This is a genomic window from uncultured Stenotrophomonas sp. (assembly GCF_963519125.1).
Classification (GTDB): Bacteria; Pseudomonadota; Gammaproteobacteria; order Xanthomonadales; family Xanthomonadaceae; genus Stenotrophomonas.
Genome location: NZ_CAUQLJ010000002.1, coordinates 161,333 through 184,459, shown reverse-complemented (window position 1 = coordinate 184,459; position 23,127 = coordinate 161,333). Strand labels below are relative to the sequence as shown.

30 protein-coding genes are annotated in these 23,127 nt (G+C 67.8%); 9 read left to right on the top strand and 21 right to left on the bottom strand.

Going from position 1 to position 23,127, the window contains the following annotated elements; all coding sequences use genetic code 11:
• The first annotated feature begins 117 nt into the window (after positions 1–117).
• The 3 genes from RYM47_RS02295 to RYM47_RS02285 all read left to right on the top strand — a co-directional run bounded on the left by RYM47_RS02295 (position 118) and on the right by RYM47_RS02285 (position 1,727).
• Positions 118–582: a hypothetical protein gene (locus RYM47_RS02295; RefSeq protein WP_315385832.1), complete on the top strand. Its 465-nt coding sequence runs from the start codon at positions 118–120 to the stop codon at positions 580–582.
• A 106-nt stretch (positions 583–688) separates the two neighbouring features.
• Complete coding sequence (locus tag RYM47_RS02290; protein ID WP_315385830.1) at positions 689–904, top strand: DUF4287 domain-containing protein; 216 nt, start codon at positions 689–691, stop codon at positions 902–904.
• A 115-nt stretch (positions 905–1,019) separates the two neighbouring features.
• Entirely contained in the window at positions 1,020–1,727 is a 708-nt protein-coding gene (locus RYM47_RS02285) for a YitT family protein (RefSeq protein ID WP_315385829.1), read from the top strand.
• Between the two features lie 43 nt (positions 1,728–1,770).
• On the opposite strand, the gene RYM47_RS02280 is transcribed toward RYM47_RS02285, so the two are convergent.
• On the bottom strand, positions 1,771–2,313 hold the full coding sequence (locus RYM47_RS02280; RefSeq protein WP_315385827.1) for a DNA-3-methyladenine glycosylase I: 543 nt from the start codon (positions 2,311–2,313) through the stop codon (positions 1,771–1,773).
• Complete coding sequence (locus tag RYM47_RS02275) at positions 2,310–4,100, bottom strand: DUF4153 domain-containing protein (RefSeq protein ID WP_315385825.1); 1,791 nt, start codon at positions 4,098–4,100, stop codon at positions 2,310–2,312. The genes RYM47_RS02280 and RYM47_RS02275 overlap by 4 nt, the downstream gene beginning before the upstream one ends.
• A gap of 79 nt (positions 4,101–4,179) precedes the next feature.
• Between RYM47_RS02275 and RYM47_RS02270 the strand changes: the two genes are divergently transcribed.
• From RYM47_RS02270 to RYM47_RS02260, 3 genes are read left to right on the top strand one after another with little or no spacing between them, the layout of a single operon-like run.
• Complete coding sequence (locus RYM47_RS02270) at positions 4,180–4,746, top strand: YqgE/AlgH family protein (RefSeq protein ID WP_315385824.1); 567 nt, start codon at positions 4,180–4,182, stop codon at positions 4,744–4,746.
• Complete coding sequence (gene ruvX / locus RYM47_RS02265) at positions 4,739–5,206, top strand: Holliday junction resolvase RuvX (protein ID WP_070206694.1); 468 nt, start codon at positions 4,739–4,741, stop codon at positions 5,204–5,206. Before RYM47_RS02270 ends, ruvX begins: the two co-directional genes overlap by 8 nt.
• Before the next feature lie 17 nt (positions 5,207–5,223).
• Positions 5,224–6,174 carry an aspartate carbamoyltransferase catalytic subunit gene (locus RYM47_RS02260; protein ID WP_315385822.1) on the top strand — a complete coding sequence of 317 codons (951 nt, stop codon included), beginning with the start codon at positions 5,224–5,226 and terminating at the stop codon, positions 6,172–6,174.
• A 10-nt stretch (positions 6,175–6,184) separates the two neighbouring features.
• Here the strand turns inward: RYM47_RS02260 and RYM47_RS02255 are convergent, their stop codons facing one another.
• The 16 genes from RYM47_RS02255 to RYM47_RS02180 all read right to left on the bottom strand — a co-directional run bounded on the left by RYM47_RS02255 (position 6,185) and on the right by RYM47_RS02180 (position 18,954).
• Positions 6,185–6,985, bottom strand: a complete 801-nt coding sequence (locus tag RYM47_RS02255; protein WP_315385821.1) for a prolyl oligopeptidase family serine peptidase — start codon at positions 6,983–6,985, stop codon at positions 6,185–6,187.
• A 67-nt stretch (positions 6,986–7,052) separates the two neighbouring features.
• On the bottom strand, positions 7,053–7,319 hold the full coding sequence (locus RYM47_RS02250; RefSeq protein WP_315385820.1) for a hypothetical protein: 267 nt from the start codon (positions 7,317–7,319) through the stop codon (positions 7,053–7,055).
• 11 nt (positions 7,320–7,330) lie between these two features.
• On the bottom strand, positions 7,331–8,692 hold the full coding sequence (gene mgtE, locus RYM47_RS02245; protein ID WP_068849782.1) for a magnesium transporter: 1,362 nt from the start codon (positions 8,690–8,692) through the stop codon (positions 7,331–7,333).
• 125 nt (positions 8,693–8,817) lie between these two features.
• Complete coding sequence (gene ptsP, locus RYM47_RS02240; protein WP_315385818.1) at positions 8,818–10,587, bottom strand: phosphoenolpyruvate--protein phosphotransferase; 1,770 nt, start codon at positions 10,585–10,587, stop codon at positions 8,818–8,820.
• Between the two features lie 2 nt (positions 10,588–10,589).
• Positions 10,590–10,859, bottom strand: coding sequence for an HPr family phosphocarrier protein (locus tag RYM47_RS02235; RefSeq protein WP_315385816.1), 270 nt, complete (start codon positions 10,857–10,859; stop codon positions 10,590–10,592).
• A complete protein-coding gene (locus tag RYM47_RS02230; RefSeq protein ID WP_070206687.1) occupies positions 10,852–11,244 on the bottom strand; it encodes a PTS sugar transporter subunit IIA in 393 nt (130 codons plus the stop codon). Before RYM47_RS02230 ends, RYM47_RS02235 begins: the two co-directional genes overlap by 8 nt.
• A 48-nt stretch (positions 11,245–11,292) precedes the next feature.
• Positions 11,293–12,177: an RNase adapter RapZ gene (gene rapZ, locus RYM47_RS02225; protein ID WP_315385813.1), complete on the bottom strand. Its 885-nt coding sequence runs from the start codon at positions 12,175–12,177 to the stop codon at positions 11,293–11,295.
• A complete protein-coding gene (hprK, locus tag RYM47_RS02220; protein WP_315385811.1) occupies positions 12,174–13,124 on the bottom strand; it encodes an HPr(Ser) kinase/phosphatase in 951 nt (316 codons plus the stop codon). Before hprK ends, rapZ begins: the two co-directional genes overlap by 4 nt.
• Positions 13,121–13,573 carry a PTS sugar transporter subunit IIA gene (locus RYM47_RS02215; protein WP_315385810.1) on the bottom strand — a complete coding sequence of 151 codons (453 nt, stop codon included), beginning with the start codon at positions 13,571–13,573 and terminating at the stop codon, positions 13,121–13,123. Before RYM47_RS02215 ends, hprK begins: the two co-directional genes overlap by 4 nt.
• Before the next feature lie 21 nt (positions 13,574–13,594).
• Complete coding sequence (raiA, locus tag RYM47_RS02210; protein ID WP_315385808.1) at positions 13,595–13,918, bottom strand: ribosome-associated translation inhibitor RaiA; 324 nt, start codon at positions 13,916–13,918, stop codon at positions 13,595–13,597.
• Positions 13,919–13,975: 57 nt separating this feature from the next.
• Complete coding sequence (locus RYM47_RS02205) at positions 13,976–15,415, bottom strand: RNA polymerase factor sigma-54 (RefSeq protein WP_315385807.1); 1,440 nt, start codon at positions 15,413–15,415, stop codon at positions 13,976–13,978.
• Between the two features lie 42 nt (positions 15,416–15,457).
• A complete protein-coding gene (lptB, locus tag RYM47_RS02200; RefSeq protein WP_102944145.1) occupies positions 15,458–16,177 on the bottom strand; it encodes an LPS export ABC transporter ATP-binding protein in 720 nt (239 codons plus the stop codon).
• The gene (gene lptA / locus RYM47_RS02195) at positions 16,177–16,740 is read right to left on the bottom strand and encodes a lipopolysaccharide transport periplasmic protein LptA (RefSeq protein ID WP_315385804.1); all 564 of its coding nucleotides are present in this window, start codon (positions 16,738–16,740) and stop codon (positions 16,177–16,179) included. The genes lptB and lptA overlap by 1 nt, the downstream gene beginning before the upstream one ends.
• A 65-nt stretch (positions 16,741–16,805) precedes the next feature.
• A complete protein-coding gene (gene lptC / locus RYM47_RS02190; protein WP_315385803.1) occupies positions 16,806–17,366 on the bottom strand; it encodes an LPS export ABC transporter periplasmic protein LptC in 561 nt (186 codons plus the stop codon).
• Complete coding sequence (locus RYM47_RS02185; RefSeq protein WP_102944142.1) at positions 17,363–17,911, bottom strand: HAD hydrolase family protein; 549 nt, start codon at positions 17,909–17,911, stop codon at positions 17,363–17,365. Before RYM47_RS02185 ends, lptC begins: the two co-directional genes overlap by 4 nt.
• A 41-nt stretch (positions 17,912–17,952) precedes the next feature.
• The gene (locus RYM47_RS02180; protein WP_315385801.1) at positions 17,953–18,954 is read right to left on the bottom strand and encodes a KpsF/GutQ family sugar-phosphate isomerase; all 1,002 of its coding nucleotides are present in this window, start codon (positions 18,952–18,954) and stop codon (positions 17,953–17,955) included.
• A gap of 53 nt (positions 18,955–19,007) precedes the next feature.
• Here RYM47_RS02180 and RYM47_RS02175 point away from each other — a divergent pair, with 53 nt between their 5' ends.
• The 3 genes from RYM47_RS02175 to RYM47_RS02165 are packed head-to-tail and all read left to right on the top strand — an operon-like array spanning position 19,008 to position 20,878.
• On the top strand, positions 19,008–19,241 hold the full coding sequence (locus RYM47_RS02175; protein WP_315385799.1) for a BolA/IbaG family iron-sulfur metabolism protein: 234 nt from the start codon (positions 19,008–19,010) through the stop codon (positions 19,239–19,241).
• A gap of 57 nt (positions 19,242–19,298) precedes the next feature.
• Positions 19,299–20,570, top strand: a complete 1,272-nt coding sequence (gene murA, locus RYM47_RS02170) for a UDP-N-acetylglucosamine 1-carboxyvinyltransferase (protein ID WP_315385797.1) — start codon at positions 19,299–19,301, stop codon at positions 20,568–20,570.
• Positions 20,567–20,878 carry an EF-hand domain-containing protein gene (locus RYM47_RS02165; protein WP_315385795.1) on the top strand — a complete coding sequence of 104 codons (312 nt, stop codon included), beginning with the start codon at positions 20,567–20,569 and terminating at the stop codon, positions 20,876–20,878. Before murA ends, RYM47_RS02165 begins: the two co-directional genes overlap by 4 nt.
• Positions 20,879–20,915: 37 nt before the next feature.
• Here the strand turns inward: RYM47_RS02165 and RYM47_RS02160 are convergent, their stop codons facing one another.
• The 3 genes from RYM47_RS02160 to purN form a co-directional block, all read right to left on the bottom strand.
• Complete coding sequence (locus RYM47_RS02160) at positions 20,916–21,599, bottom strand: DUF3108 domain-containing protein (protein ID WP_315385793.1); 684 nt, start codon at positions 21,597–21,599, stop codon at positions 20,916–20,918.
• 2 nt (positions 21,600–21,601) lie between these two features.
• Positions 21,602–22,396 carry a DUF3108 domain-containing protein gene (locus RYM47_RS02155; RefSeq protein ID WP_315385791.1) on the bottom strand — a complete coding sequence of 265 codons (795 nt, stop codon included), beginning with the start codon at positions 22,394–22,396 and terminating at the stop codon, positions 21,602–21,604.
• 67 nt (positions 22,397–22,463) lie between these two features.
• On the bottom strand, positions 22,464–23,123 hold the full coding sequence (purN, locus tag RYM47_RS02150; protein WP_315385789.1) for a phosphoribosylglycinamide formyltransferase: 660 nt from the start codon (positions 23,121–23,123) through the stop codon (positions 22,464–22,466).
• Between the last annotated feature and the right edge of the window lie 4 nt (positions 23,124–23,127).

Here is a 23,127-nt window from a genome sequence, read left to right as displayed (position 1 = left end):
CCGTACCGCGCGCCGGCCACGTTTCCGACGCCTCCTGCCTTGCCGCGCGCCTTGCCCCAAGCGGGGCCTCACGCACAGCCGATCTCCGACGCGGCTGCGTACTACTCCCCCTCGTCCATGAAGATGGTGACGCTGTCGCTGACCACGCTGGGGCTGTATCCCGTGTACTGGTTCTGGCGCAACTGGCAGGCGATCAAACGTGAGACCGGGGGCACCCAATGGCCGTGGGCGCGCGCGCTGTTCTCGCCGCTCTGGGCGTACCTGTGCTTCAGCCAACTGCGCGACGCCGCCAGCAACCGTCGGCGCGACCTCGCGTTTGCGCCGGGCCTGCTGGCGCTGGCCTACTTCCTGCTCAACCTTGCCAGCCGCCTGCCCAACGCCGGGTGGTTGCTGGCCTTGTTCGCCTTCGTGCCGCTGCTGCCGGTCAACAGCCTGGTGCGTCGCTACCACCAGGACGAACGGGTGGACATGGCGCAGATGGACCGGTTCAGCGCGCTGCACATCCTGGTGACGGTCGTCGGCGGTCTGTTCCTGCTGCTGGTGTTCATCGCCATGGCGATGAACCCGGACGTCAGGCGCTAGTCGATCGTTGGCCGCACGACCCCCGGTCGTGCGCTGCCCCCGGGGCGTGTCGATTTCCAGCGTCCGGGTTCGTCGTACCAGATGAACCCACCTGCGAGGAACGGACATGAACGACACCGCCCCGGTCAAAGGCCCCGCGTCGTACTTCCCATCTATTGAAAAGACCTATGGTCAGCCGGTTGGTCATTGGCTGGCTCTATTGGCCACCCAGGGCGGGCTGAAGCACATGGCGCTGGTCGGCTTCCTGAAGGAGGCGCACGGTCTGGGCCACGGTCATGCCAACGCGCTGGTGGCCCATCACCTGAAGGGGCAGCGGGGCTGAGGTCCGGCCGAAGCGGGCCAGATACGGCCGATTGTTGCGGAACTGAATCATTTCACCTGCAACTGTCACGCCAATCGTGTCTAATACCGCTCCCCACGAGTCTGGCCCCACCCCCATGTCCCTTGAATCCCATGGCCCCGCGCCGTGCGACGACGCTGACGGCCATCTGGTCACTGCCGGCCCGCTGACCCCGCCACCGGACAGCGCGGGCACCCTGGCCGACGAGAAAGCGCTGCGCCATTCGGTGGTCGAAGACGTGCAGGGCATGATCCTGGCCACCCTGGTGGCCTCGCTGGGCCTGGCCATCTTCGCCAAGGGCGGCCTGATGATCGGCGGCATGGCCGGGCTGGCGTTCCTGGCCCACTACGCCTTCGGCTGGAACTTCGGCGTCGTGTTCGTGCTGGTCAACCTGCCGTTCTACTGGGTGGCAGTGCGCCGCATGGGCTGGGAGTTCACGCTCAAGACCTTCGCCGCGGTCACCGCCCGTGGCGTGCTCGTCGACCTGCTGCCGCGCTGGGCCGACTTCGCCCATATGAGCTCGCTGTATTCGGCACTGGTCGGCGGCGCGCTGGCCGGGCTGGGCATCCTGTTCTATATCCGCCACCGCGCCAGCCTGGGCGGCATCGGCATCCTGGCGGTGTACCTGCAGCGCACCCGCGGCTGGAGCGCCGGCAAGGTGCAGATGTCGTTCGACACCCTGCTGATGGGCGTGGCGTTCTTCGTGCTCTCGCCGGACAAGGTGCTGTACTCGGCGATCGGCGCGGTGGTGCTGAGCCTGGTGCTGATGTTCAACCACCGCCCCGGCCGTTACATGGGCGTCTGAGCCGGTAGCGCTGGCCGCTGGCCGGCCCAGGCGGTGTGTGCGATCAACGCGTGCAGACAGCCCAGGGAGGCGGAATTTCCGCCAGCCGCGCATACACGGGGCAATCCTTGGCATGCGCGCCCGGCAGGTACCCCAGGCTCATCAGGAATTCGCCGGTGATCTCGCCGCCGGTGAAGCGGAAGGTCTTCTTGAACAGCTTCACCCACTCGGCCTTGTCGCGCGGGTGGTGCGCGTCCAGCCAGGCCGCGAAACTGCCATGGCTGGCCCGCAGCTGCTGGATCACCTGGGCGTTGTGGATCGCCGCATGCACCTTGAGCCGGTTGCGGATGATGCCCGGGTCGTTGAGCAGGCGCTCCACCTCGCGCTCGCCGTAGGCCGCCACGGTGTCCACGTCGAACTGGTCGTAGGCCGCACGGAAACCTTCGCGCTTCTTCAGGATGGTTTCCCAGCTCAACCCGGCCTGGTTGATCTCCAGCAGCAGGCGCTCGAACAGCTCGCGTTCGTCGCGCTGCGGAAAGCCATATTCATGGTCATGGTAGTGACCGTGCACCGGGTGGCCCGGCGCAATGATGCAGTAACCGCTCATGGGGACTCGTCTTCGGCAAGGGGCTCGTCGATGCCCAGTTTACGGCCGCCGCCCAGCGACAACTGCGGCCAGCGCGAGGCATGCACCTTCAGTTCACCCTGAAGCAGCGGGTCGCGGTCGGGATTCCCGCTGGCCTCGGCGGGCAGTGGGAAGTCCACTTTGCCGGCGTTCGCCCATGCGGCGCCCTCGCGCGCATGCAACCGGCACTGCGCGCCGCCCCACTGCGGTTCGTGGCAGAGCAGCACCTCGTCCACGCCGTCGCCATCCAGGTCGCGGCGCAGGGCAATACAGCGCTCGTCGAGCTCCAGGCAGCTGCCGCCCTCGATCTTTCCGGCCACCACGGCCTGCCACCAGTCCAGCTCCGGGGCTGGGCTGCCCTTGGCCAGCTTGACCTGCTGGCGCAGCACGTCCACGTCGCCGATGCGGTCCGTGTAGCGTCCGTAGCGGACCTGCCGCCCGTCCACGTCCAGCACGCCAGCGATCAGGGCGCGGGCGCGTTTGTCGCTGCTGAAGCGTGGATCCTGCTGCAGGCTTTTCAGGGCCTGCACGCCGCGTCGGCCATAGTTGAAGCGCAGTTCGGTGGCCGTATCGGCGGTGATGGCCGGCGCCTTGGCCTCGATTCGCGCGAGCTGGCTGGCAAGGCTGATCCGCACCGGATCCAGCACGGGGGTGTTGGCCAGCACGGCCACTGCCATGACCACCCAGCACATCCAGCGGTTGACCGGTTCGATCCGCTGCAGCCAACGGCCGCGTCCGCGCAGCGCGGCAAGCGCGTAGCCCACCGCATAGCCGCACACCAGCAGCGCCGCAAGCAGGCCCCAGAAGCGTTCCTGGGTCCAGCCGTACTGGCTGATGCGCAGTCCCAGCGCGTACAACGCCAGCGCTGCATAGACCGGCAGCGTGAGCAGGCTGGCCTCGACCAGTCGGCGCAGCCAGAGCGGATACGCCGGACGATCGCTTTCATGCTGGTACACCGCATTGCTGAACACCACCAGCAGCAGCACCAGGGTGAGCAGCACGGTGGCCGCAGAGCGGGTGCGCCACAGCGGTTCCAGACCCGTGAACGGCAGGCACACCACGAAGATCACCGCGATGAAGGCCAGCAGCGGCAGCAACCCGCGAGCGACCGCGAACAGCACCTGGCGGATGACCTGGATCGCGCGGTGCTGGGTGCGCCCGATCAGCACGCCGAACCCCGCCAGCATTCCGGTGGCCAGCGCGATGAACGCGTGTTCGCGGAACAGGTCGCTGAAGAATTCGATCTCCACCAGGTCGAACAGCGCCGCCCACAGCCACAGCAGCATCCAGGTCAGCCCCGTGAACGCCGCCGCCAGTGCCAGCGTCAGGCCGTTCTGCCATGCATGCTGGAACAGCGCTTCGTACGGTGCGCGCCAGTGCCCGTGGCGCAGCCGGAACTGCCACCAGGGCAACGCTACGAACACCGCGATCGCGAGGCAGAACGAGAATGGCACCAGCAACGGTCCCTGACGCAGGTCGCCCGTAGGACCGCCCAGGTTCCAGCCGATCCATCCGGCCAGCCCCAGCACCAGCACGGTGGCCAGCCCCGCATGCAGCCACAGGCGGCGATCGCGCAGCTCGACCAGGGTCAGCGCGATCGCGGTGGGCACGGTGAGCACCCAGGCGTACCAGCACAGACGGTTGCCGAACTCGTGGAACGGCCAGTGACCGGCGGCTTCCTGCACGGCGTACATCATCAGGCCCTGCAACAGCGCGATCAGTACGATGGCGCTGCGCGAAGCCAGCGGCAATGACGGGTGGTGGTTCATCATGCGCATCCCTGCTTGAGTGCAGGCATCCTAGCCCAGGCTCACGCCCGTGTCCGGACGCAGCGGTTAGAATGGGCCCATGTCCACGCTGCCCACCACGCTTGCCCATCATCTTCTGGTCGCGCTGCCTTCGCTGACCGATCCGACCTTCGCGCGCACGGTGGCGTTGATCTGCCAGCACGACGAAAACGGCGCCATGGGGGTGCTGGTCAACCAGCCGTCCGAGTACACGCTGGGCGATGTGCTGGCACAGATGGAGATCCAGACCGACGACGTGGTGCTGCGCGACCAGGTCGTGCTGAACGGCGGGCCGGTCCATCCCGAGCGCGGCTTCGTCATCCATGATGATGCCAGCGGCTGGGATTCGAGCCTGCAGGTGGGGCAGGGCGTGTTCCTGACCACCTCGCGCGACATCCTCGAAGCCATGGCCCGCGGCGAAGGTCCGCGCCACGCGCTGGTCACGCTGGGCTGCGCCGGCTGGACCGAAGGCCAGCTGGAAGCGGAGATCGCCGACAACAGCTGGCTGACCGTGCCGGCCGATGCCGAGCTGCTGTTCGACACCCCGCTGGACGAGCGGTGGCAGGGCGCGGCCTCACGCATCGGCGTGGACCTGTTCCGCCACACCGACTACAGCGGCCATGTCTGAGCCGGCCACCATCCGGCGCGACGGCACCGTGCTGGGCTTCGATGTCGGTTCCCGCCGGATCGGCGTGGCCATCGGCAGCTCGTTCGGCACCCACGCCCGCGCCATCGCAGTGGTGGACGTGCACGGCAACGGGCCGGACTGGGCTGCCGTCGAACGCCTGATCAAGGAGTGGCGGCCCGACGGCCTGGTGGTGGGCGACCCGCTCACCCTGGACGGCCAGGACCAGCCCAACCGCAAGCGTGCGCAGGGCTTTGCCCGCCAGCTGCGGGAACGTTTCAAACTGCCGGTGGTGCTGGTCGACGAGCGTTCCAGCTCGGTCGAAGCCGCGCGCCGGTTCGCCGTCGAGCGCGCCGAAGGCCGCAAGCGTCGCCGCGACGCGGCCACGCTGGATGCGGTGGCCGCCGCGGTCATCATCGAACGCTGGCTCTCCTCGCCGGACGACGCCACTCCCGTTTCCTGACCCCCCAGACCCTAGCCATGACCGCCTCGCAACTCGATTCCGACGGACGCCTGCGCCACCTGCTGACCCTGGAAGGTCTGCCCCGCGAAACCCTGCTGCAGCTGCTCGACCGCGCCGGCCAGATCCGCGACGCGGCGGTCGGCCGGGTCGGCAACAAGCGCCATGTGCTGGCCGGTTCGGCGGTGTGCACGTTGTTCTTCGAGCCGTCCACCCGCACCCGCAGCTCGTTCCAGCTGGCCGCGCAGCGGCTGGGCGCGGACGTGCTGAACTTCGACGCGTCCACCTCGTCCACGCGCAAAGGCGAAACCGCCTGCGACACGCTGAAGAACCTGGAAGCGATGGGCGTGCGCGGCTTCGTGGTGCGGCACCCGGACGACGGCGCGGTCGCCGAGCTGGCCGCTGCGGCGGGCGAGGGCACGGCGCTGATCAACGCCGGCGATGGTCGCAGCGCGCATCCCACCCAGGGCCTGCTCGACATGCTGACCCTGCGCCAGGCCAAGGGCAGCGATTTTTCGAAGATGAAGGTGGTGATCGTCGGCGACGTGAAGCACTCGCGCGTGGCCCGCACCGACCTGCACGCACTGCGCACGCTGGGCGTGGGCGAAATCCGCGTGTGTGGCCCACAGTCGCTGCTGCCGGACGATGAGACCCTCAAGGGCTGCATCGTCGGCCAGGACTTCGACCAGATGCTGGAAGGCGTCGACGCGCTGATGATGCTGCGCCTGCAGCGCGAGCGCATGGAAGAAGGGCTGGTACCGTCGATCGAGCAGTACCACGCCGAGTACGGTTTGAACGTTGCGCGCCTCAAGCGTGCTGGCCAGGACGCGGCGGTGCTGCACCCGGGTCCCATCAACCGTGGCGTGGAAGTCACCGACGAGGTTGCCGACGGTCCGCAGTCGTGGGTACTGCGCCAGGTGGCGAACGGCGTCGCGGTGCGGATGGCGGTGTTGGAAACGCTGTTGGGTTGAGGCGCCGGCGTTACCGCCGCTGCGCGAACAGCCATTCCCACATCACGGCGTCCGCATACGTCGCGTCCCACGCGTTGTGGTTGCCCTGCGGGTACTCGGTGTAGCGCACGTCGGCGGCACCGGCCTGGTCGAATGCCGTCTTCAGGCGCCTGTCGTCTTCGGGCAGCACCACGTCGTCCTTGGCGCCATGGAACATCCAGATCGGCGTGCCCTTGAGCCGTGCGGCCATGGCGGCGTACGGGTCGGCTTCATTGGCCACCGATTCCACCAGCAGGCTCGCCCGCACTGCACGTGGGGCCAGCACCGCGCCGCAGACCGGTACGATCGCGGCGAAGCGGGTGGGGTGGTCCAGGGCGATGTTCCAGCTGCCGTAGCCGCCCATCGACATGCCGGTCAGGTACTGGCGGCGCGGGTCGGCGCCGAATTCGGCGATGGTTGCGTCCAGCGCGGCGAGCGCGATGCGGTTGTTGATGCCGGACCACTCCTCGTCTTCCGGCACCTGCGGCAGTACCACCAGGGCGGGGAAGTCGCGGGCATGGCTGCGCAGGTGCGGACCCAGGCCTGCCTCGGTCTGCTTGACGCCGTCGCTGCCGCGTTCGCCCGAACCGTGCAGGAACAGCACCACCGGCAAGGAGCCGCGCTGCGCAGCGGCGTTGCGCGGCACGAACACCTGGTAATGCGAGGTATGCCCCTCGACCGTGACCGAGCGCTCCACGAAGTGGCCCCTGTCCGCTGTGCCGGTTGAGGCGCATGCGCTCAACACGAGCATCGCCAGCACCGCGCACCACCAACCGCTCGCTTTTCGCACCATGGCCTGTCCTCGACTGGAATCGTTTTCAGTCTAGGCGCGCGCGGGCATGCAGGCATCTTGCAGTGCATCAGTCGGGGCGTGGCGCCGACCCCAGGATCTCGAGCTGCTCGATCGCTTCCGGGTGACCGTCGGCGGCGGCCGCCTGCACCTGGGCCAGGCTGGGATGCACCACCAGCAGGATCGGGTTTTCGCACACGGGGCAGTCGAACTCGGCCTCGTCTTCGTGCAGCTCCATCGCCATCTGGCGTGCCGTGCCTTTCCACTCGCAGGCAGCGCAGGTATGCGGCTGGTCGCGCCAGCCGGCGGCAAAATAATTGTCCAAGGTCAGTGCCATGCAAGCTCCGCTCAGTGCAGCAGGATCAGGGTGGCCAGGCCCAGGAAGCTGAAGAAGCCCATTACGTCGGTGACCGCCGTGACCACCACGGTACCGGCCACGGCCGGGTCGACGTTCATGCGTTTGAGCAGCAGCGGCAGCAGCACGCCGGCCAGTGCCGCAGCGCAGAAGTTGATGATCAGCGCCAGGGTGATGACCAGTGACAGCAGGAAACTGTGGAACCACAGGTAGGCGATGATGCCGACCACGGTGCCGATCAGGGTGCCGTTGATCAACGCCACCCGCGATTCCTTCCACAGCAGGATGCGCGCGTTGCTCTGGCCGACCTGGCCAAGCGCGATGCCGCGCACCATCAGGGTCAGTACCTGTACCGCCGCGTTGCCGCCGACGCCGGCCACGATCGGCATCAGCACCGCCAGCGCCACCACCTTCTGCAGGGTCAGCTCGAACTGGCCGATCACCGTGGCCGCCAGGAACGCGGTGCACAGGTTGATCCCGAGCCACACCACGCGGCCGCGCACGGCGCGCTTGATCGGCGAGAACAGGTCTTCCTCTTCGTCCAGGCCGGCCGCGCCCAGCGCCTGGTGCTCGGCCTGCGAACGGATGATGTCGACCACGTCATCGATGGTGATGCGGCCGAGCAGGATGTTGTTGTCGTCCACCACCGGTGCCGATACCCAGTCATGGTCGGAGAACTGCCGGGCCACTTCGTCGGCACTTTCGCCCACGTCGATGGCCGGTTGTTCGTCGTCGATCAGGCGGTTGATCGGGGTGCTGTCTTCGTGGGTGACCAGCGAGGCCAGCGACAGTCGGCCGAGATACTGGTGGCGACGACTGACCACGAACAGGTGGTCGGTGTGGTCGGGCAGCTCGCCGCGCAGGCGCAGGTAACGCAGCACCACATCGACGTTGACGTCGGCACGCACGGTCACCACGTCCGGGTTCATCAGGCGGCCGGCGCTGTCCTCGGGATAGGACAGCACCTGCTCGAGCCGCTCGCGGTTCTCGCGGTCCATCGACTTGAGCACTTCGTCGATGACCGTGTCCGGCAGGTCTTCGACCAGGTCGGCCAGGTCGTCGATGTCCAGGTCTTCGACCGCGGCGATGATCTCGTCCGGGTCCATGTCGGCCAGCAGGCTTTCGCGCACTTCCTCGCCGACGTGGACCAGCACCTCACCGTCGTCTTCCGGGTCGACCAGGCCCCACACCACCTCGCGCTTGCCGGGAGGCAGCGACTCGAGCAGGTTGCCGATCTCGGCCGGCGCCAGCGTGTTGACCAGACGGCGCACCGGCCCAAGCCGCCCGCTGTCCAGTGCATCGGACAACAGGCGCAACTGGCGCGCCGTCTTGTCGTGGCGTACGGCTTCGGCCATGCACAGCTCCCGCGGCAAAAGATGAAAGCCGCTATTCCGGACAGGATGCGGCAGAGGGGGTGGTCAGCGCGTCATTATCGCGCGGCATTGTTTCAGTGCACAGCCTCGAAGACGTATTCGCGACCCTACAGGTTGCTTTCGATCCAGCGTTCGATGCCGCGTCGGTCGCGGGCGGCAAGGAGCTTCGGCGCGGCTGCCTGCAATGCGGCAAGGTCGCTGTCGCGTACGGCACGGCGCACTTCCAGCAGGGTGCCCGGGTGCAGGCTGAACTCGGTGAGGCCCAACGCCAGCAACAGCCGGGTCATGCGCGGGTCGCCGGCGATCTCGCCGCAGACCGCCACCGGCACGTCGTGCTCGCGGCCGGTGCGCAGGATGTGCGCGAGCAGGCGCAGCACCGCCGGGTGCAGTGGCGAATACAGCTCGCCGACCGCTTCGTTGTTGCGGTCGGCGGCCAGCAGGTACTGCACCAGGTCGTTGGTGCCGACCGACAGGAAGTCGACCAGGTCGATGAAGCTCTCCAGTGCGATCGCCGCGGCCGGCACTTCGATCATCGCGCCGAACGGGATGTGCTCGGCCACCTCGTGGCCCTCGGCGCGCAGCAGCTCGGTCTGTTTCGCCAGGCGCCGGCGGACCGAGAGCAGTTCCTCGCGGGTACTGACCATCGGCAGCAGGATGCGCAGCTTGCCGTACGCCGACGCACGCAGGATCGCGCGCAGCTGGGTATCTGCCACTTTCGGCCGGGCCAGCGACAGGCGCACGCCGCGCAGTCCCAAGGCGGGGTTTTCTTCGTTGCTCAAGGTCAACCCGGTGCGGTCGGCCTTGTCCGCGCCCAGGTCCAGGGTGCGGATGGTCACCGGCCGCCCGCTCATGCCGAGCGCCGCATCCCGGTAGGTCTCGAACTGTTCCTGTTCGTCGGGCAGCTCGTCGCGCTGCAGGAACAGGAACTCGGTGCGGTACAGGCCCAGGCCGTGGGCGCCCAGCGCATGCGCTTCGGTGACGTCCTCGCGCGATTCGGCATTGGCCAGCAGCGCGATGGTGACGTTGTCGCGGGTGCGGCTGGGCTTGCTGCGCAGGCGACCCAGTTCGCGCTGCTCGCGGGCCTGATCGCGCAGGCGCGCGCGGTAGTCGCGCAGGTCCAGCGGCAGCGGGTTGATCGTGATCTGGCCGGTGCTGCCGTCGATGCCGAGCACGTCACCGTCGGAAATCTTCTGCAGCACGTTCGGTATGTTGACGATCAGCGGCAGGTGCAGGCTGCGCGCGAGGATCGCACTGTGCGAGAGCGCACTGCCGGCGGCGGTCACGATGCCAACCACGCCGTGTGCCTGCAGCTGGGCCAGCTCGGACGGCGCGATGTTGTCGCAGACCAGGATTTCACCTGCCAGTCCCTTCACGTCCGGTGGCCGTTTGTGCAGGAAGGCATGGATGCGCCCGATCACATGGTCCAGGTCGTCCATGCGGCTCTTCAGGTAGGCATCGTCCATGCCATCGAAGACCTTGGCCAGCCGGTCGCGCTGCACGCGCAGCGCGTAACTGGCGCTGTACGGTCCGCTGCGGATCAGCTCATCCAGCCCGAACAACAGCTCCGGGTCGTCCAGCAGCAGCGCGTGCAGGTCGAGGAATTCACCGGCTTCCTGGTTCAGCGCACCGTGCAGGCGCCTGCGCAGGTCGTGCATTTCGGCGCGGGCGGCTTCCACTGCCTGGTTCAGTCGCTGCAGTTCGGCCGGCACCTGGGCCGGGGGGATGCGCTGCTCGGCCACTTCCAGCGCGTGCGGCAGTCGCACATGCGCGCGGCCCAGGGCATTGCCACGCGAGGCCCCGTGGCCGGTCAACAGCAGGGCCCCGGACGCGGTCCGTGCCGTGCTGCTGGCGCCAGCGCGCGACGGTGGCCCCGGCATGCTCAGCTGTCCTCGTCGAAGCGTCGCTCGAACAGGGCCACCACGGCCTCCATGGCGGCGACTTCGTCTTCGCCGTCGATGCGCACGGTGACCGGTGTGCCCTGGCCGGCAGCCAGCAGCATCACGCCCATGATGCTCTTGGCGTTGATCTCGCGGCCCTTGGCGGCCATGGTCACGTTGCAGCGGAAGGGGGCCAGCACCTGCACCAGCTTTGCGGTGGCGCGGGCGTGCAGCCCCAGGCGGTTGGATACGGTGAGTTCACGTTCAAGCATCGTCGACAATCGCTCCATTGCGAGTGCCCGCCGCCGCAGTGGCGGGCAGTTGATCCAGTCCCTGTTCCGGATAATTCATCACTCGCAACAACATCGGCAGGCTCAGCGCCGAGACCCGGCGTGCCGGGGTACCCAGGCGGGCCAGCTGCGCTGCCAGATTGCTCGGGCTGGCGCCATACAGATCGGTCAGGATCAGCACGCCGTCTCCACTGTCCACCCGGCGCAACGCGGCCGAGGCAAGCGGGAGCAGGACATCCAGGTCTGCGTCGAACGGTACTTCGAAAGCTTCGGTCTTCAGCGGCAGGTGCCGCAGCAGCCGGGTAGCCACGTCCAGCAGGGACGTACCTACACCGGGATGAGTTACAAGGAGAATGCCACAGGTCATTGTCGAACGTTAACATCCCAACATGAATTGGGGATACACCTGTCCGGGCTAATCCAGCTCGCGATGGAACGTGGCCACTTCCGGCCAGCCCTGGTCCCGCGCATGCCGGGCCAGGCGCTCGGCCAGGTACACCGAACGGTGCTTTCCACCGGTGCAGCCGAACGCCACGGTGACGTAGCTGCGGGTGTCGTTGCCGAGGCGGGGCAGCCAGGTATCGAGGAAGTCGACCAGCTGGGCCACATAACGCTGCACGTCCGGCTGCTCATCCAGGTACTCGCGCACCCCGGCTTCGCGCCCGGACATCGGCCGCAGCTCCGGGTTCCAGTGGGGATTGGGCAGCACGCGGGCATCGAACACGAAGTCGGCTTCTGCCGGCACGCCCCGCTTGTAGGCGAATGATTCGAACAGCAGCGACAGCTTGTTGCCGTGGCTCAGCGCGAATTCGGTCACCACCTTGCGGCGCAGCTGGTGCACGTTGAGCGCGGTGGTGTCGATGACCGCGTCGGCGGCGCGGCGCAGCGGCGCGGTGAGTTCGCGTTCGCGCGCGATCGCTTCGGGCAGCGACAGGCCGAGCTGGCTCAGCGGGTGCCGACGGCGGGTGTCGGCATAGCGTTTGAGCAGGGCCTCATCGGTGGCGTCGAAGAACAGCAGCTGCGCGTCCAGTCCGGCCGCCAAGGCGTCTTCGCGCCAGTGCGACAGCTGGCTCAGGTCGCTCTGGCCGCGCACGTCGATGCCCACCGCCAGGCGGCGCGGGGCGTCGGCCTCATGGCCGGCCAGCAGGCTGCGCACGAAGTCGGGCAGCAGGTTGATCGGCAGGTTGTCCGAACAGTAGTAGTCCAGGTCTTCGAAGGTCTTCAGCGCGACCGTCTTGCCGGATCCGGAGAGCCCGCTGACGATGATCAGGGTGGCGGCGGTGGGGGGCGGGGTGTTCACGGGCTGCGGCGCTCCAGCAGATTGCTGTGCCGCGCGATGAACATCGCGGCCGGGTCGATGCCCTTGGTGCGCAGGATGTGCAGGCGGGTGGCCGCTTCGGTCAGCACCGACAGGTTGCGCCCGGGCATCACCGGCAGGGTGATCAGCGGCACATCCAGGTCCAGCACATGGCGGGTGCCGGAATCGCCGGTCAGGCGCTCGTAGCCATGGGGGGTGGGTTCGGTCATGGGCTTGGTCAGGTGCACGATGAGCCGAAGGTACTTGTTCTTCTTTACCGCCGTGTCACCGAACATCTCGCGCACGTTGAGCACGCCCAGGCCACGGACTTCGAGCAGGTCCTGCAGCAGTTCGGGACAGGTACCGTCGAGCACGTCCGGGGCGATCTGGGTGAATTCGGGGGCGTCGTCGGCCACCAGCCGGTGGCCGCGGCTGAGCAGCTCCAGCGCCAGCTCGCTCTTGCCCGACCCCGCTTCACCGGTGATCAGCACGCCGATCGAGTAGATCTCCATGAACACGCCATGCAGGATCACCCGCGGCGCCAGCGTCCGGGCCAGGTGGTAGGAGAGGTGGTTGAGCAGCTCGTGGCCGCGCTTGGGCGAGATCCACAGCGGCGTCTGCGACTCGTCGGCGGCCGCGCGCAGGTCTTCCGGGCAGGGCTGGTTGCGGGTGATCACCAGGGCCAGCGGATGCGACTGCATGATCCGTTCGATGGTTTCCCAGCGCTGGCGCGAGTCCAGCGAGTCCAGCCAGGACAGCTCTTCGGTGCCCAGGATCTGCACCTTGTTGGGGTAGATCGCGTTGAGGTAGCCGGCCAGCGAAGGGCGCCGTGAGACCGTATTGCCGGCCTCCAGCTCGCGCCGCTCGCCCTTCTGCCCGGCTACCCAGCGAAGGCTGAGGCGGTCGCGTTGCTGTTCGAACAGTTCACGGGCGGTGATGCTGGTATTCATGCGGCGCTCGCCGGCGGAGGGAATTCGATGACCTGGCGCAGGGTCGCCGCGTCGCGCGCTTCGCGCAGCGCCTGGCGGATGGCCGGTTCGGAAAACAGCTCGGCCAGCTCGGACAGCAGCATCAGGTGTTGATGCGTGTAATGGCTCGGTACGGCGATCGCGAACACCAGGTCCACCGGCTCGTCGCCGCCGAAGTCCACCGGACGCTCCAGCCGCAGCAGGGCGCCGCGCGGGCGTTCCAGCAACGGTGCGCGGCCATGCGGAATGGCGATGCCATGGCCAATGGCGGTACTGCCCAGCGTTTCGCGCTCGCGCAGGTTGGCGTACAGCAGGTCGGCGTTGGCTTCGCGGCAGGCCAGCAGCCTGGCGGCGGCCTTCAGGACACTGTCGCGATCGGCGGCCGGCAGCACCTGGGTGCGCACGGCCGCCAGTAGATCAGTCAAAGGCATGGAAAGGGGAGAGCGGGGGCGTCAGCCGCCATTGTCGCCCAAGGGAGCCGGAACCGGGGCGTGCTGGTGCTTTTTCTCCTTGTGCTTGATCACCAGCTGGTCGAGCTTGTCGGCCAGGATGTCGATGGCGGCATACATGGTCTGGCCGTCGGCCTTGGCATGCAGCGCCTTTCCGGCGAGGGTCACGTCGGCGTCCACGTGGTGCTGGGTCTTGTCCAGCTTGAGCGTCACCCGGATCTGGCAGTGCTGGTCGAAATGCTTGCCGACCCGGCCAACCTTTTCCTCCACGTAGCTCTGCAGGGCGGGGGTAACTTCCACGTTGCTGCCATACGTCTGGATTTCCATCGGTTCTTCTCCTCTTCGGATGTGCCAATGAACCTTCCCGTCGCGCGCGGTGGAGCGTCAGGCGATGCGTACTCGTTCGTGCGAGGCGGAAATGTTCATGGCCTCACGATACTTCGCCACGGTGCGCCGCGCCACCGGTATGCCGGAGGTCTTGAGCAGGTCAGCCAGCTTGGCGTCAGAAAGCGGCTTGCGCGGGTTCTCGTCGTCGATCAGGCGTCGGATCATGGCCTGGATGGCGGTGCTGGAAGCCTCGCCGCCGCTGTCGGTGTCGATCCCGGAGGCGAAGAACGCCCGCAGGGGCAGGGTGCCGCGCGGGGTGCGCACGTACTTGCGGGCAATGGCCCGGGAAATGGTCGATTCGTGGAGGCCCAGCTCACCGGCGACCTCGCGCAGGGTCAGCGGGCGCAGGGCCTGTTCACCAAACTCCAGGAAGGCGGCCTGCTGCTGCAGCAGGCAGCGCATCACCCGCAGCAGGGTCTCGCCCCGGGCCTCCAGGCCCTTGAGCAGCCAGCGCGCTTCCTGCAGGTGGGCGCGCAGGTAGCCGGCGTCGCTTTCGCCACAGCGGCGGATCATCTGTTCATAGCCCCGGTGGATGACCACCCTGGGCCCGGCGTGGCCGGCCAGGGCCGCCCGCCAGCTGCCGTTCTGGCGCCAGACCACGCAGTCCGGGACCACGTAGCTGTCGTGGGCCAGCTCGCCGATCTGGGTGCCCGGGCGCGGATCCAGCGAACGCAGCAGCTGCACGGCGGTCTCCACCGCGCCCACCGGCTCGCGCAGCTCATGGGCGATGCCGTTCACGCCGCTGCGCGGCAGGCGCTCCAGCGGGCCGTCGGCGATCCGCCGGGCCAGCGCCAGACCGGGGGTCTGCGGGTCCAGCACGTCCAGCTGCAGCTGCAGGCACTCGCCCAGGCTGCGCGCGCCGACCCCGATCGGGTCGAAGCGCTGGATCTGGTGCAGCACGGTGAGGATCTCGGCCTCGTCGGCATGGATGGCCGGCAGCAGGGTCTCGGCAATGGTGGAAAGCGGCTCGCGCAGGTAGCCGTCCTCTTCCAGTGCGTCGATCAGGGCGGCGCCGATGCTGCGGTCGCGCCGGGACAGGTGCGAGAGGTGCAGCTGCCACAGCAGGTGGTCGGCCAGGCTCTCGGTCTCGGCCACGCGCTCGGCGGCGCTGCCGTTGTCGTCATCGTCGAACGAGCCGCCGCTACCGCCGCTGCTCCAATCGCTTTCACCGGGCGCCCAGTCATCGGCACCGTCGGTGCGGGCGTCGCGCTCGTCGGCGCGCTCGGCCGCTTCGGCCGGGCGCTCGTCGCTGCCCGGCGACGTTTCCAGGCCGGGCTCGGCGTTCTCGGCCCAGTCCAGCAAGGGGTTGGTTTCCACCGCCTCGGCCAGCTCCAGCTCCAGCTCGGTGGTCGACATCTGCAGCAACTTGATCGCCTGACGCAGCTGCGGCGTCATGACCAGTTGTTGCCCGAGCGATGTCTGCAGCCGTGCTTTCATGCCTGTGCCGAACGGAGGGAAGGCGATGCAGCGGCCGGCGGGTCAGAGCTTGAAGGTCTCTCCAAGGTAGACACGACGGACGTCTGCGTTTTCCAGGATCGCGGCTGGTGCCCCCTGCGCCAGTACGCTGCCTTCGTTGAGGATATACGCGCGGTCGCAGATTCCCAAGGTCTCGCGCACATTGTGGTCGGTGATCAGGACCCCGATGCCGCGCTGTTTGAGGTGGGTGACGATGCGCTGGATCTCGCCGACCGAGATCGGGTCGACGCCGGCGAACGGCTCATCGAGCAGGATCAGGCGCGGCTTGGCGGCCAGTGCCCGGGCGATTTCGCAGCGGCGGCGCTCGCCACCGGACAGGCTGGCGCCCAGCTGGTCGGCCACGTGGCCGATCTGCAGTTCGTCCAGCAGCGAATTCAGCTCCTTCTCGCGGCCGGCCTTGTCCAGGTCCTCGCGCAGCTCCAGCACCAGGCGCAGGTTGTCGGCCACGGTCAGCTTGCGGAACACCGACGGCTCCTGCGGCAGGTAGCCCACACCCTGCTTGGCGCGGGTGTACATCGGGTCGGCGGTGATGTCCTTGCCGTCCAGCACGATGCTGCCGGCGTCGGCCTCGACCAGCCCGACGATCATGTAGAAGCAGGTGGTCTTGCCGGCACCGTTGGGGCCCAGCAGGCCGACCACTTCACCGGCATCCAGGGTCAGGCCGAATTCCTTGACCACTTCGCGCTGCTTGTAGCGCTTGCGCAGGCCTTTGGCGACGAGCATTACTTCTTGCTCCCGGCAGCGGGTACGGTGGTCTTGGCCGGCGCGGCCGGCTTGGCGGCCGGGGCCGCGCCCTTGTTTTTGGGCGGAATGACCGTGCGCACGCGGCCGGCTTCACCGCCGCCACCGCTGTTCATTTCGCCGGTACGGGTGTTGTAGACCATGCGCTGGCCGCTGTTGGTGCCCTGCGCGCTGACCACTTCGTAGTTGCCGGTCAGGGTGATGATTTCGCCCTTGATGTCGTAATCGATGTTGTCGGCGCGTGCATTCATCATGCTGCCGTCGTCCAGCTGCTGTTTCATGGTGGCCTGCTTGCCGGTGAACACGGCACGCACCGCCTCGCCATCCTTCATGTGGACCTGGGCCTGCGCGGCGCGGATGTCCAGCGTGCCCTGCTGGATGACGACGTTGTTGGACAGGGTGATGATGCCATCGCCCAGGAACGAGCCGGACTGCGCGCCGGACTCGATGGTCATTTCCTGGTTTCGATCGCTGCTCTTGGCCTGCACGGCAACGCTGGGCACGGCCAGGCACAAGGCGAATACGGCGGCGTAGAAGATCTTCATGACGTGGGGCTTTCCTGCCTGATTCGGGGGAACGGCCAGTGCCGTAGCTGGAACATCGGAGCGGGTCATTGGCGGGGCGTGTATCGGGTCTTGACCTGGCTCAGGAACTGATAGGTCTTGTCGCTGGAGTTCAATGCGAAGCCTACCCCGGACTGGACCATGCCCGGTCGGGTCAGGGTAACCAGGCCGTCGGAGGTGGCCCGGTTTTCATTCGGGAACACGTCCAGCTGCTCGGTACGGAACGTGGTCGGCGGCACCGTGGGCACGCGCGGGCTGTCGCCGCTGACATTTCCGGTCAGGCGCAGCTTGTCGCCGTTGGCGCTGACCCAGCCGGTGTCGCTGCGCAGTTCCCAGTGGTTGCCGTCGCGGTCGGGCAGCAGGAACAGGGGCGTCTGGATGGTCATCGTTTCGTCGCTGCGGGTGCGCTCCAGCAGCGGCGCACGCAGGGTGGTCGACTCGCGACCCTGTTCGTCCAGCGCTACGATCTCGAAGTCGTGCAGCACGTAGTCGCGGCTGGCGTCGTCGCCCGTCGCCAGCGGCGCCTTGTCGCGGCCGCGCAGCAGCGCCCAGCCGCTGAGCACGGCCGCTACCAGCAACAGGCCGCCCAGTGCGGTACGCCAGCTCATGCGCCGAACCTCGCCAGCACCGCATCCACGTGGCCCTGCGCGGCCAGCAGCACGTCGCACAACTCGCGCGCAGCGCCACGGCCGCCGTCGGCGCGGGTCTGCCAGTGCACGCGCTCGGCGATCCAGGGATGGGCATTGGCCGGGGCCACGGCCAGGCCGACCGCACACAGCGGGGCCAGGTCGGGCAGGTCGTCGCCCATGAACGCCACCTGGTCCAGGCCGATGCCGTGCTGTTCGCACAGCACCCGCACACTGGCCAGCTTGTCGCCGACCGCGATCTGGGTGTCGATGCCCAGGTCGGCGCCACGCTTGAGCGCCGACAGGCTGTTGCGCGCGGTGATCAGCACGGGGTGGATACCGTGCTGCTGCAGCAGTTTCAGGCCCAGTCCGTCCTGCACGTAATACGCCTTGCTCTCGTTGCCGTCACGGTCGTAGTAGAGCCGACCATCGGTGAGCGTGCCGTCCACGTCGAAACAGGCCAGCCGGATACGGCCGGCGGCGGCATGCAGGTGGGACGGGAAACCGGGCAGCGGGGAATAGGGCATCAGGAACGGAGGTCAGCTGAATGGAGGAGTGCCACTGTGGTTTAAACCACCCGGGCCCGCAACAGGTCATGAATGTTGAGTGCGCCGACCGCGCGGCCGTCGCCATCGACTACGATCAGGCCGTTGATCTGCTGGGTCTCCATGACCCGGGCCGCTTCCACGGCGAGCTGGTCGGCGCCGATGGTGCGCGGGGTCCGCGTCATCACGTCGACGATCCGCGCGCTGCGCACGTCCAGGTCGCTGTCCAGGGCCCGGCGCAGGTCGCCGTCGGTGAACAGGCCGACCAGGCGCTGGTCGGCATCGACCACCGCGGTCATGCCCAGTCGCTTGCGGCTCATTTCAACCAGGGCCTCGCTGAGGCTGGCGGTTTCGCCGACCTTGGGCAGTTCATCGCCGCTGTGCATCACATCGGTAATGTGCAGCAGCAGGCGCCGACCCAGGCTGCCGGCCGGGTGTGAACGGGCGAAGTCGTCGGCGGTGAAGCCGCGCGCGTCGAGCAGGGCCACGGCCAAGGCGTCGCCCATCGCCAGCGACGCGGTGGTGCTGGAGGTGGGGGCCAGCGCCAGCGGGCAGGCCTCGGCCGGCACGCTGACGTCCAGGTGCACGTCGGCGGCCAGTGCCAGCGACGAGCCGGGCCGCCCGGTCATGGCGATCAGGCGGTTGCCTTGGCGCTTGAGCACCGGCAGCAGCATCAGCACCTCGTCCGATTCGCCCGAGTAGGACAACGCCAGCACCACGTCGGCCTCGGTGATCATGCCCAGGTCGCCGTGGCCGGCTTCACCCGGGTGCACATAGAAGGCCGGGGTGCCGGTCGAGGCCAGGGTGGCGGCGATCTTGCGCGCCACGTGACCGGACTTGCCCATGCCGGTGGCCACCACGCGGCCGCGGCTTTCCAGCACCAGCTGGCAGGCCCGGCTGAAGTCCTCGCCCAGCCGCCCGGCTACCGCAGCAAGGGCGTCGCGCTCGATCTCGAACACGCGGCGGCCGCTGGCGACCAGCGCGGCCGGGTCGGTCGAAGAGGGGGGCAGGGGCGATACAGCCATGCGGGCGCCACGCGGGAGAGTAGAATGAGCGCACATTTTATTAGGAAAGCCCGTTGGACGCCGAGACCATCCGAAATTTGATCGAAACCGGCCTGCCGGGCGCCCGCGCGGACGTGCAGGGCGACGACGGCGTGCATTTCGAGGCCACCGTGGTCTGCGACGACTTTGCCGGCAAACTTCCGCTGGCCCGCCACCGCATGGTCTACGCCACCTTGGGCGATCTGATGGGCGGGGCGATCCACGCGCTGGCGCTGAAGACCGTGACCGCGGCCGAAGCGGCGAAGTAAGCGGCCGACGGCCGGCACCATTCCCATTTCCATTCCCCCTTCCTATCTGCAGGTTCCATGGCCAAGATCGTAGTGACCGGCGGCAAGCCGCTGCACGGTGAAGTGAACATTTCCGGCGCCAAGAACGCCGTCCTCCCCATCCTGTGCGCGACCCTGCTGGCCGACGAGCCGGTGGAGATCACCAACGTGCCGCACCTGCACGACGTGGTCACCACGGTGAAGCTGCTCGGCGAGCTCGGCGCCAAGGTCACCATCGACCAGGGCACGCTGTCGCGCGGCAGCGCGATCGTGGTCGACCCGCGTCCGGTCAACCAGCACGTGGCACCGTATGAGCTGGTCAAGACCATGCGCGCCTCGATCCTGGTGCTGGGCCCGCTGCTGGCCCGCTTCGGCCAGGCCGAAGTGTCGCTGCCCGGCGGCTGCGCGATCGGCTCGCGCCCGGTCGACCAGCACATCAAGGGCCTGCAGGCGCTGGGTGCGGAGATCGTGGTCGAGAACGGCTTCATCAAGGCCCACGCCAAGCGCCTGAAGGGTGCGCACTTCACCTTCGACATGGTCAGCGTCACCGGCACCGAAAACGTGCTGATGGCCGCCGTGCTCGCCGAAGGCACCACGGTGCTGGACAACGCGGCGATGGAACCGGAAGTCACCAACCTGGCGCACTGCCTGATCGCGCTGGGCGCGAAGATCGAAGGCCTGGGCACCGCGCGTCTGGTGATCGAGGGCGTCGAGCGCCTTTCCGGGGGGCGCCACGAAGTGCTGCCCGACCGCATCGAAACCGGCACCTTCCTGGTCGCCGCGGCGATGACCGGTGGCAAGGTCACGGTGAACCGTGCGCGCCCGAACACCATGGACGCGGTGCTGTCCAAGCTGGTCGAGGCCGGTGCCTCGATCGAGACCACGGAAGACAGCATCACGCTGGACATGCACGGCAAGCGCCCGCGCGCGGTCAACCTGACCACTGCGCCGTACCCGGCGTTCCCGACCGACATGCAGGCCCAGTTCATGGCGCTCAACTGCGTGGCCGACGGCGTCGGCGTGATCAATGAAACGATCTTCGAAAACCGTTTCATGCACGTCAACGAACTGCTGCGCCTGGGCGCGGACATCCAGGTCGAGGGTCACACCGCGATCGTGCGCGGCGCCGAACAGCTGAGCGGCGCGCCGGTGATGGCCACCGACCTGCGCGCCTCGGCGTCGCTGATCCTGGCCGGGCTGATGGCCGAAGGGGATACCACCATCGACCGCATCTACCACCTGGACCGTGGCTACGAGAACATCGAAGAAAAGCTGTCGTCGCTCGGCGCCACCATCCGGCGCGTCGCATGATCCTGCGCGGCCAGTTCACCCGACGCCGCAAGGCGCTGCTGATCCTGGTGCTGGTCGTGCTGGGCTGGCTGGGCTATGCCTGGTACGCCGATATCGCCATCACCCAGGGCCTGGAACAGCAGGACATGGACTGGAATGGCGACGGCACGGTCAGCCGCACCGAAGTGCTGCAGTCGTTCTACGCCGTCGGCGTGACCAAGACCGAGGACGGCAACCGGCACTGCCGCGCGTTCTACTGGCGGAAGAGCAACGAGCAGATCCGCGTGGACTGCAGGACGGTCTTCCAGGCCGAAACGCCCGCCAGATGAAACAAGGCCCGCAGATGCGGGCCTTGTTTTTTGACGGTTATTTGAACGATTTGATGGTCAGGTCCAGCGCGTCCTTGCCGCCTTCGCGCTGCAACAGGCGCACCGGCACCGGCATGTCCTTGGTCACCCAGGCAATCAATGCCTTGTTGCCGTCCACGCGCGACACCTTGGTGGCGTTGTAGGTCTTGCCGCCGACGGTGATGTTTTCAGTGCCGGCGACCTTGTAGGTCATCGGCTTGATCCGGCCTTCGTCGACCATGCGGTAGGTCAGCGGCTTGCCGGCGGCAAAATCGCGGGCAATGGCCAGGTTGATCAGCAGGGCGTCCATGTCGCCGGCCTTGAGCGCGACCGGACCGGCACGGTCCGGCTTGATGTCGCCGGTCCAGGTGGCCTGCTTCTTCGACCAGTCGTAGTTGGCCTGCACGTTGCGCTTTTTCACCAGCAGCAACGAACGGTCCTGGCTGCTGAGCGGACGCAGGACACCGTTGGCTTCGTCGAAGGTGGTGTTCTGGCTCAGCGTGGCCAGCTGGTTGCTGACATCCAGGCTGTACTGCCACTTGTTGCCGTCGACCTGCTTGAGGGTCATCTTGCCCGGCGCCTGCATGCCCATGTAGTTGGCCTGGTAGTCGGCGGTAAATGGCTGCAGCGCCAAGGCAGGCAGGCTGACCACGGCCAGCGCGCCGGCGGCGATCCAGGACAGGGGGCGGGAGAGGATGGTCATGCTCAGACTCCTTGGTATTCGATCAGGCGCAGGTCGATCCGATCCTGACCGTCTTCGCGTTGCAGGATGCGCACCGGGGTCGGAACCCCGTTGGCGATCCAGAGGATGGTTTCGTCATTGCCGCCGTTGGTGCGATACACCCGCAGCGCGTTGTAGGACAGCTCGCCGACCTGGACGTTCTCGGTCTCCGGCGCGGCTTGGTAGTCGTGCTGGCGGACCCGGCCGACATCGACATAACGGTAATGCATCTGCTGGCCCGGGCGCGCGTCGCGCATGATCGCCAGGTTGATCAGCAATGCGCTCTGGTCGCCCGGCTGCAGCGGAATGGGCTGGGTGCGTTCCTTCTTCAGGTCGCCCAGCCATTGCGCGGTGCCGGCCTTCCAGTCGTAGGTGCCGGTGACTTTCTTGCCCAGGAACAGGCCCTTGCGCACGGTTGCCTGGCTCAGCGGAACGTAAGTGGTGCCCTGTTTTTCGAATACGGTGCTCTGTTCCAGGTTCAGGCCCAGCACGCTGGCAAAGCCCTTCCGGCCCACCACCTGCATGTCCACCCGCCATTGGTCGCCACCGGTATGGGTGACGCGCATGGTCGCATCGCCGGCTTCCTTGCCCTTGTACAGGGCCTGGTAGGTGGCGGTGAACGGTTCCAGCGGAGGCGGTTCCCACGCGGCCGGCGGTGGCAGCACCAGCTCCGGCGCGGGCGGCGTTACCGGTGCGGGCGTTTCCTGCGCCTGGGCGATGGCCACGGTGCAGAGCAGGGACGCGAGCAGCAGCACGGGCTTGGACAGGGTCTTTTTCATACGCGCGCGGAAGCGGGGGAAGGGGGAGGATGCCAGCGCCCGGGTCAGCGGCGCGTGTGCACGGCCGCTAATGCGTGAGCGTTCCGGCGCAATCTAGGCGCAGCGGACTGAACAGGGGGTTGCCATCGACCTCGAGCTGTCCTTCGCGTTCAGCTACTCGACCCGCCACCAGCCACTGCAGGCTGGCGATCAGCAGGGGGTGCTCCACGGCCAGGACCCGCTGGGCCAGCGCCTCGGGACTGTCGCCAGGCAGCACCGGCACCCGCGCTTGGGCCAGCACGGTACCGGCATCGAGCTCGGGCACCACGAAGTGCACGCTGGCCCCGGCCTCAGTGTCGCCGGCCTCCAAAGCACGCGCATGGGTATGCAGGCCCTTGTACAGCGGCAGCAGCGACGGGTGGATATTGACCAGGCGGCCGCTGAAGCGCTGCACGAAGGCCTCGCCCAGGATGCGCATGTAGCCGGCACAGACCACCCAGTCCGGCGTGAACGAGGCCAGCGCATCGCCCAGCGCGGCGTCGAACGCGGCGCGGTCGGAGAAGTCCTTGGGCGAGCGCGCCCAGCGTTGCCCGGGGGCGACTTTCTGCAGAGCCGATGCATCGGGCTTGTCCGACAGCACCGCCACCACTTCGGCATCCAGCGTGCCGGCGGCGATGGCATCTACGATGGCCTGCAGGTTGCTGCCACGGCCCGAGGCCAGCACCGCGATGCGGCTGCGCGACGTCATCTGC

Excerpts from the sequence above, each read along its gene's own strand:
- RYM47_RS02295 (WP_315385832.1), top strand. The coding sequence starts at position 118 with ATGAAGATGGTGACGCTGTCGCTGACCACGCTGGGGCTGTATCCCGTG.
- RYM47_RS02290 (WP_315385830.1), top strand. The coding sequence starts at position 689 with ATGAACGACACCGCCCCGGTCAAAGGCCCCGCGTCGTACTTCCCATCT.
- RYM47_RS02285 (WP_315385829.1), top strand. The coding sequence starts at position 1,020 with ATGTCCCTTGAATCCCATGGCCCCGCGCCGTGCGACGACGCTGACGGC.
- RYM47_RS02280 (WP_315385827.1), bottom strand. The coding sequence starts at position 2,313 with ATGAGCGGTTACTGCATCATTGCGCCGGGCCACCCGGTGCACGGTCAC.
- RYM47_RS02275 (WP_315385825.1), bottom strand. The coding sequence starts at position 4,100 with ATGAACCACCACCCGTCATTGCCGCTGGCTTCGCGCAGCGCCATCGTA.
- RYM47_RS02270 (WP_315385824.1), top strand. The coding sequence starts at position 4,180 with ATGTCCACGCTGCCCACCACGCTTGCCCATCATCTTCTGGTCGCGCTG.
- ruvX (WP_070206694.1), top strand. The coding sequence starts at position 4,739 with ATGTCTGAGCCGGCCACCATCCGGCGCGACGGCACCGTGCTGGGCTTC.
- RYM47_RS02260 (WP_315385822.1), top strand. The coding sequence starts at position 5,224 with ATGACCGCCTCGCAACTCGATTCCGACGGACGCCTGCGCCACCTGCTG.
- RYM47_RS02255 (WP_315385821.1), bottom strand. The coding sequence starts at position 6,985 with ATGGTGCGAAAAGCGAGCGGTTGGTGGTGCGCGGTGCTGGCGATGCTC.
- RYM47_RS02250 (WP_315385820.1), bottom strand. The coding sequence starts at position 7,319 with ATGGCACTGACCTTGGACAATTATTTTGCCGCCGGCTGGCGCGACCAG.
- mgtE (WP_068849782.1), bottom strand. The coding sequence starts at position 8,692 with ATGGCCGAAGCCGTACGCCACGACAAGACGGCGCGCCAGTTGCGCCTG.
- ptsP (WP_315385818.1), bottom strand. The coding sequence starts at position 10,587 with ATGCCGGGGCCACCGTCGCGCGCTGGCGCCAGCAGCACGGCACGGACC.
- RYM47_RS02235 (WP_315385816.1), bottom strand. The coding sequence starts at position 10,859 with ATGCTTGAACGTGAACTCACCGTATCCAACCGCCTGGGGCTGCACGCC.
- RYM47_RS02230 (WP_070206687.1), bottom strand. The coding sequence starts at position 11,244 with ATGACCTGTGGCATTCTCCTTGTAACTCATCCCGGTGTAGGTACGTCC.
- hprK (WP_315385811.1), bottom strand. The coding sequence starts at position 13,124 with ATGAATACCAGCATCACCGCCCGTGAACTGTTCGAACAGCAACGCGAC.
- RYM47_RS02215 (WP_315385810.1), bottom strand. The coding sequence starts at position 13,573 with ATGCCTTTGACTGATCTACTGGCGGCCGTGCGCACCCAGGTGCTGCCG.
- raiA (WP_315385808.1), bottom strand. The coding sequence starts at position 13,918 with ATGGAAATCCAGACGTATGGCAGCAACGTGGAAGTTACCCCCGCCCTG.
- RYM47_RS02205 (WP_315385807.1), bottom strand. The coding sequence starts at position 15,415 with ATGAAAGCACGGCTGCAGACATCGCTCGGGCAACAACTGGTCATGACG.
- lptB (WP_102944145.1), bottom strand. The coding sequence starts at position 16,177 with ATGCTCGTCGCCAAAGGCCTGCGCAAGCGCTACAAGCAGCGCGAAGTG.
- lptA (WP_315385804.1), bottom strand. The coding sequence starts at position 16,740 with ATGAAGATCTTCTACGCCGCCGTATTCGCCTTGTGCCTGGCCGTGCCC.
- lptC (WP_315385803.1), bottom strand. The coding sequence starts at position 17,366 with ATGAGCTGGCGTACCGCACTGGGCGGCCTGTTGCTGGTAGCGGCCGTG.
- RYM47_RS02185 (WP_102944142.1), bottom strand. The coding sequence starts at position 17,911 with ATGCCCTATTCCCCGCTGCCCGGTTTCCCGTCCCACCTGCATGCCGCC.
- RYM47_RS02180 (WP_315385801.1), bottom strand. The coding sequence starts at position 18,954 with ATGGCTGTATCGCCCCTGCCCCCCTCTTCGACCGACCCGGCCGCGCTG.
- murA (WP_315385797.1), top strand. The coding sequence starts at position 19,299 with ATGGCCAAGATCGTAGTGACCGGCGGCAAGCCGCTGCACGGTGAAGTG.
- RYM47_RS02165 (WP_315385795.1), top strand. The coding sequence starts at position 20,567 with ATGATCCTGCGCGGCCAGTTCACCCGACGCCGCAAGGCGCTGCTGATC.
- RYM47_RS02160 (WP_315385793.1), bottom strand. The coding sequence starts at position 21,599 with ATGACCATCCTCTCCCGCCCCCTGTCCTGGATCGCCGCCGGCGCGCTG.
- RYM47_RS02155 (WP_315385791.1), bottom strand. The coding sequence starts at position 22,396 with ATGAAAAAGACCCTGTCCAAGCCCGTGCTGCTGCTCGCGTCCCTGCTC.
- purN (WP_315385789.1), bottom strand. The coding sequence starts at position 23,123 with ATGACGTCGCGCAGCCGCATCGCGGTGCTGGCCTCGGGCCGTGGCAGC.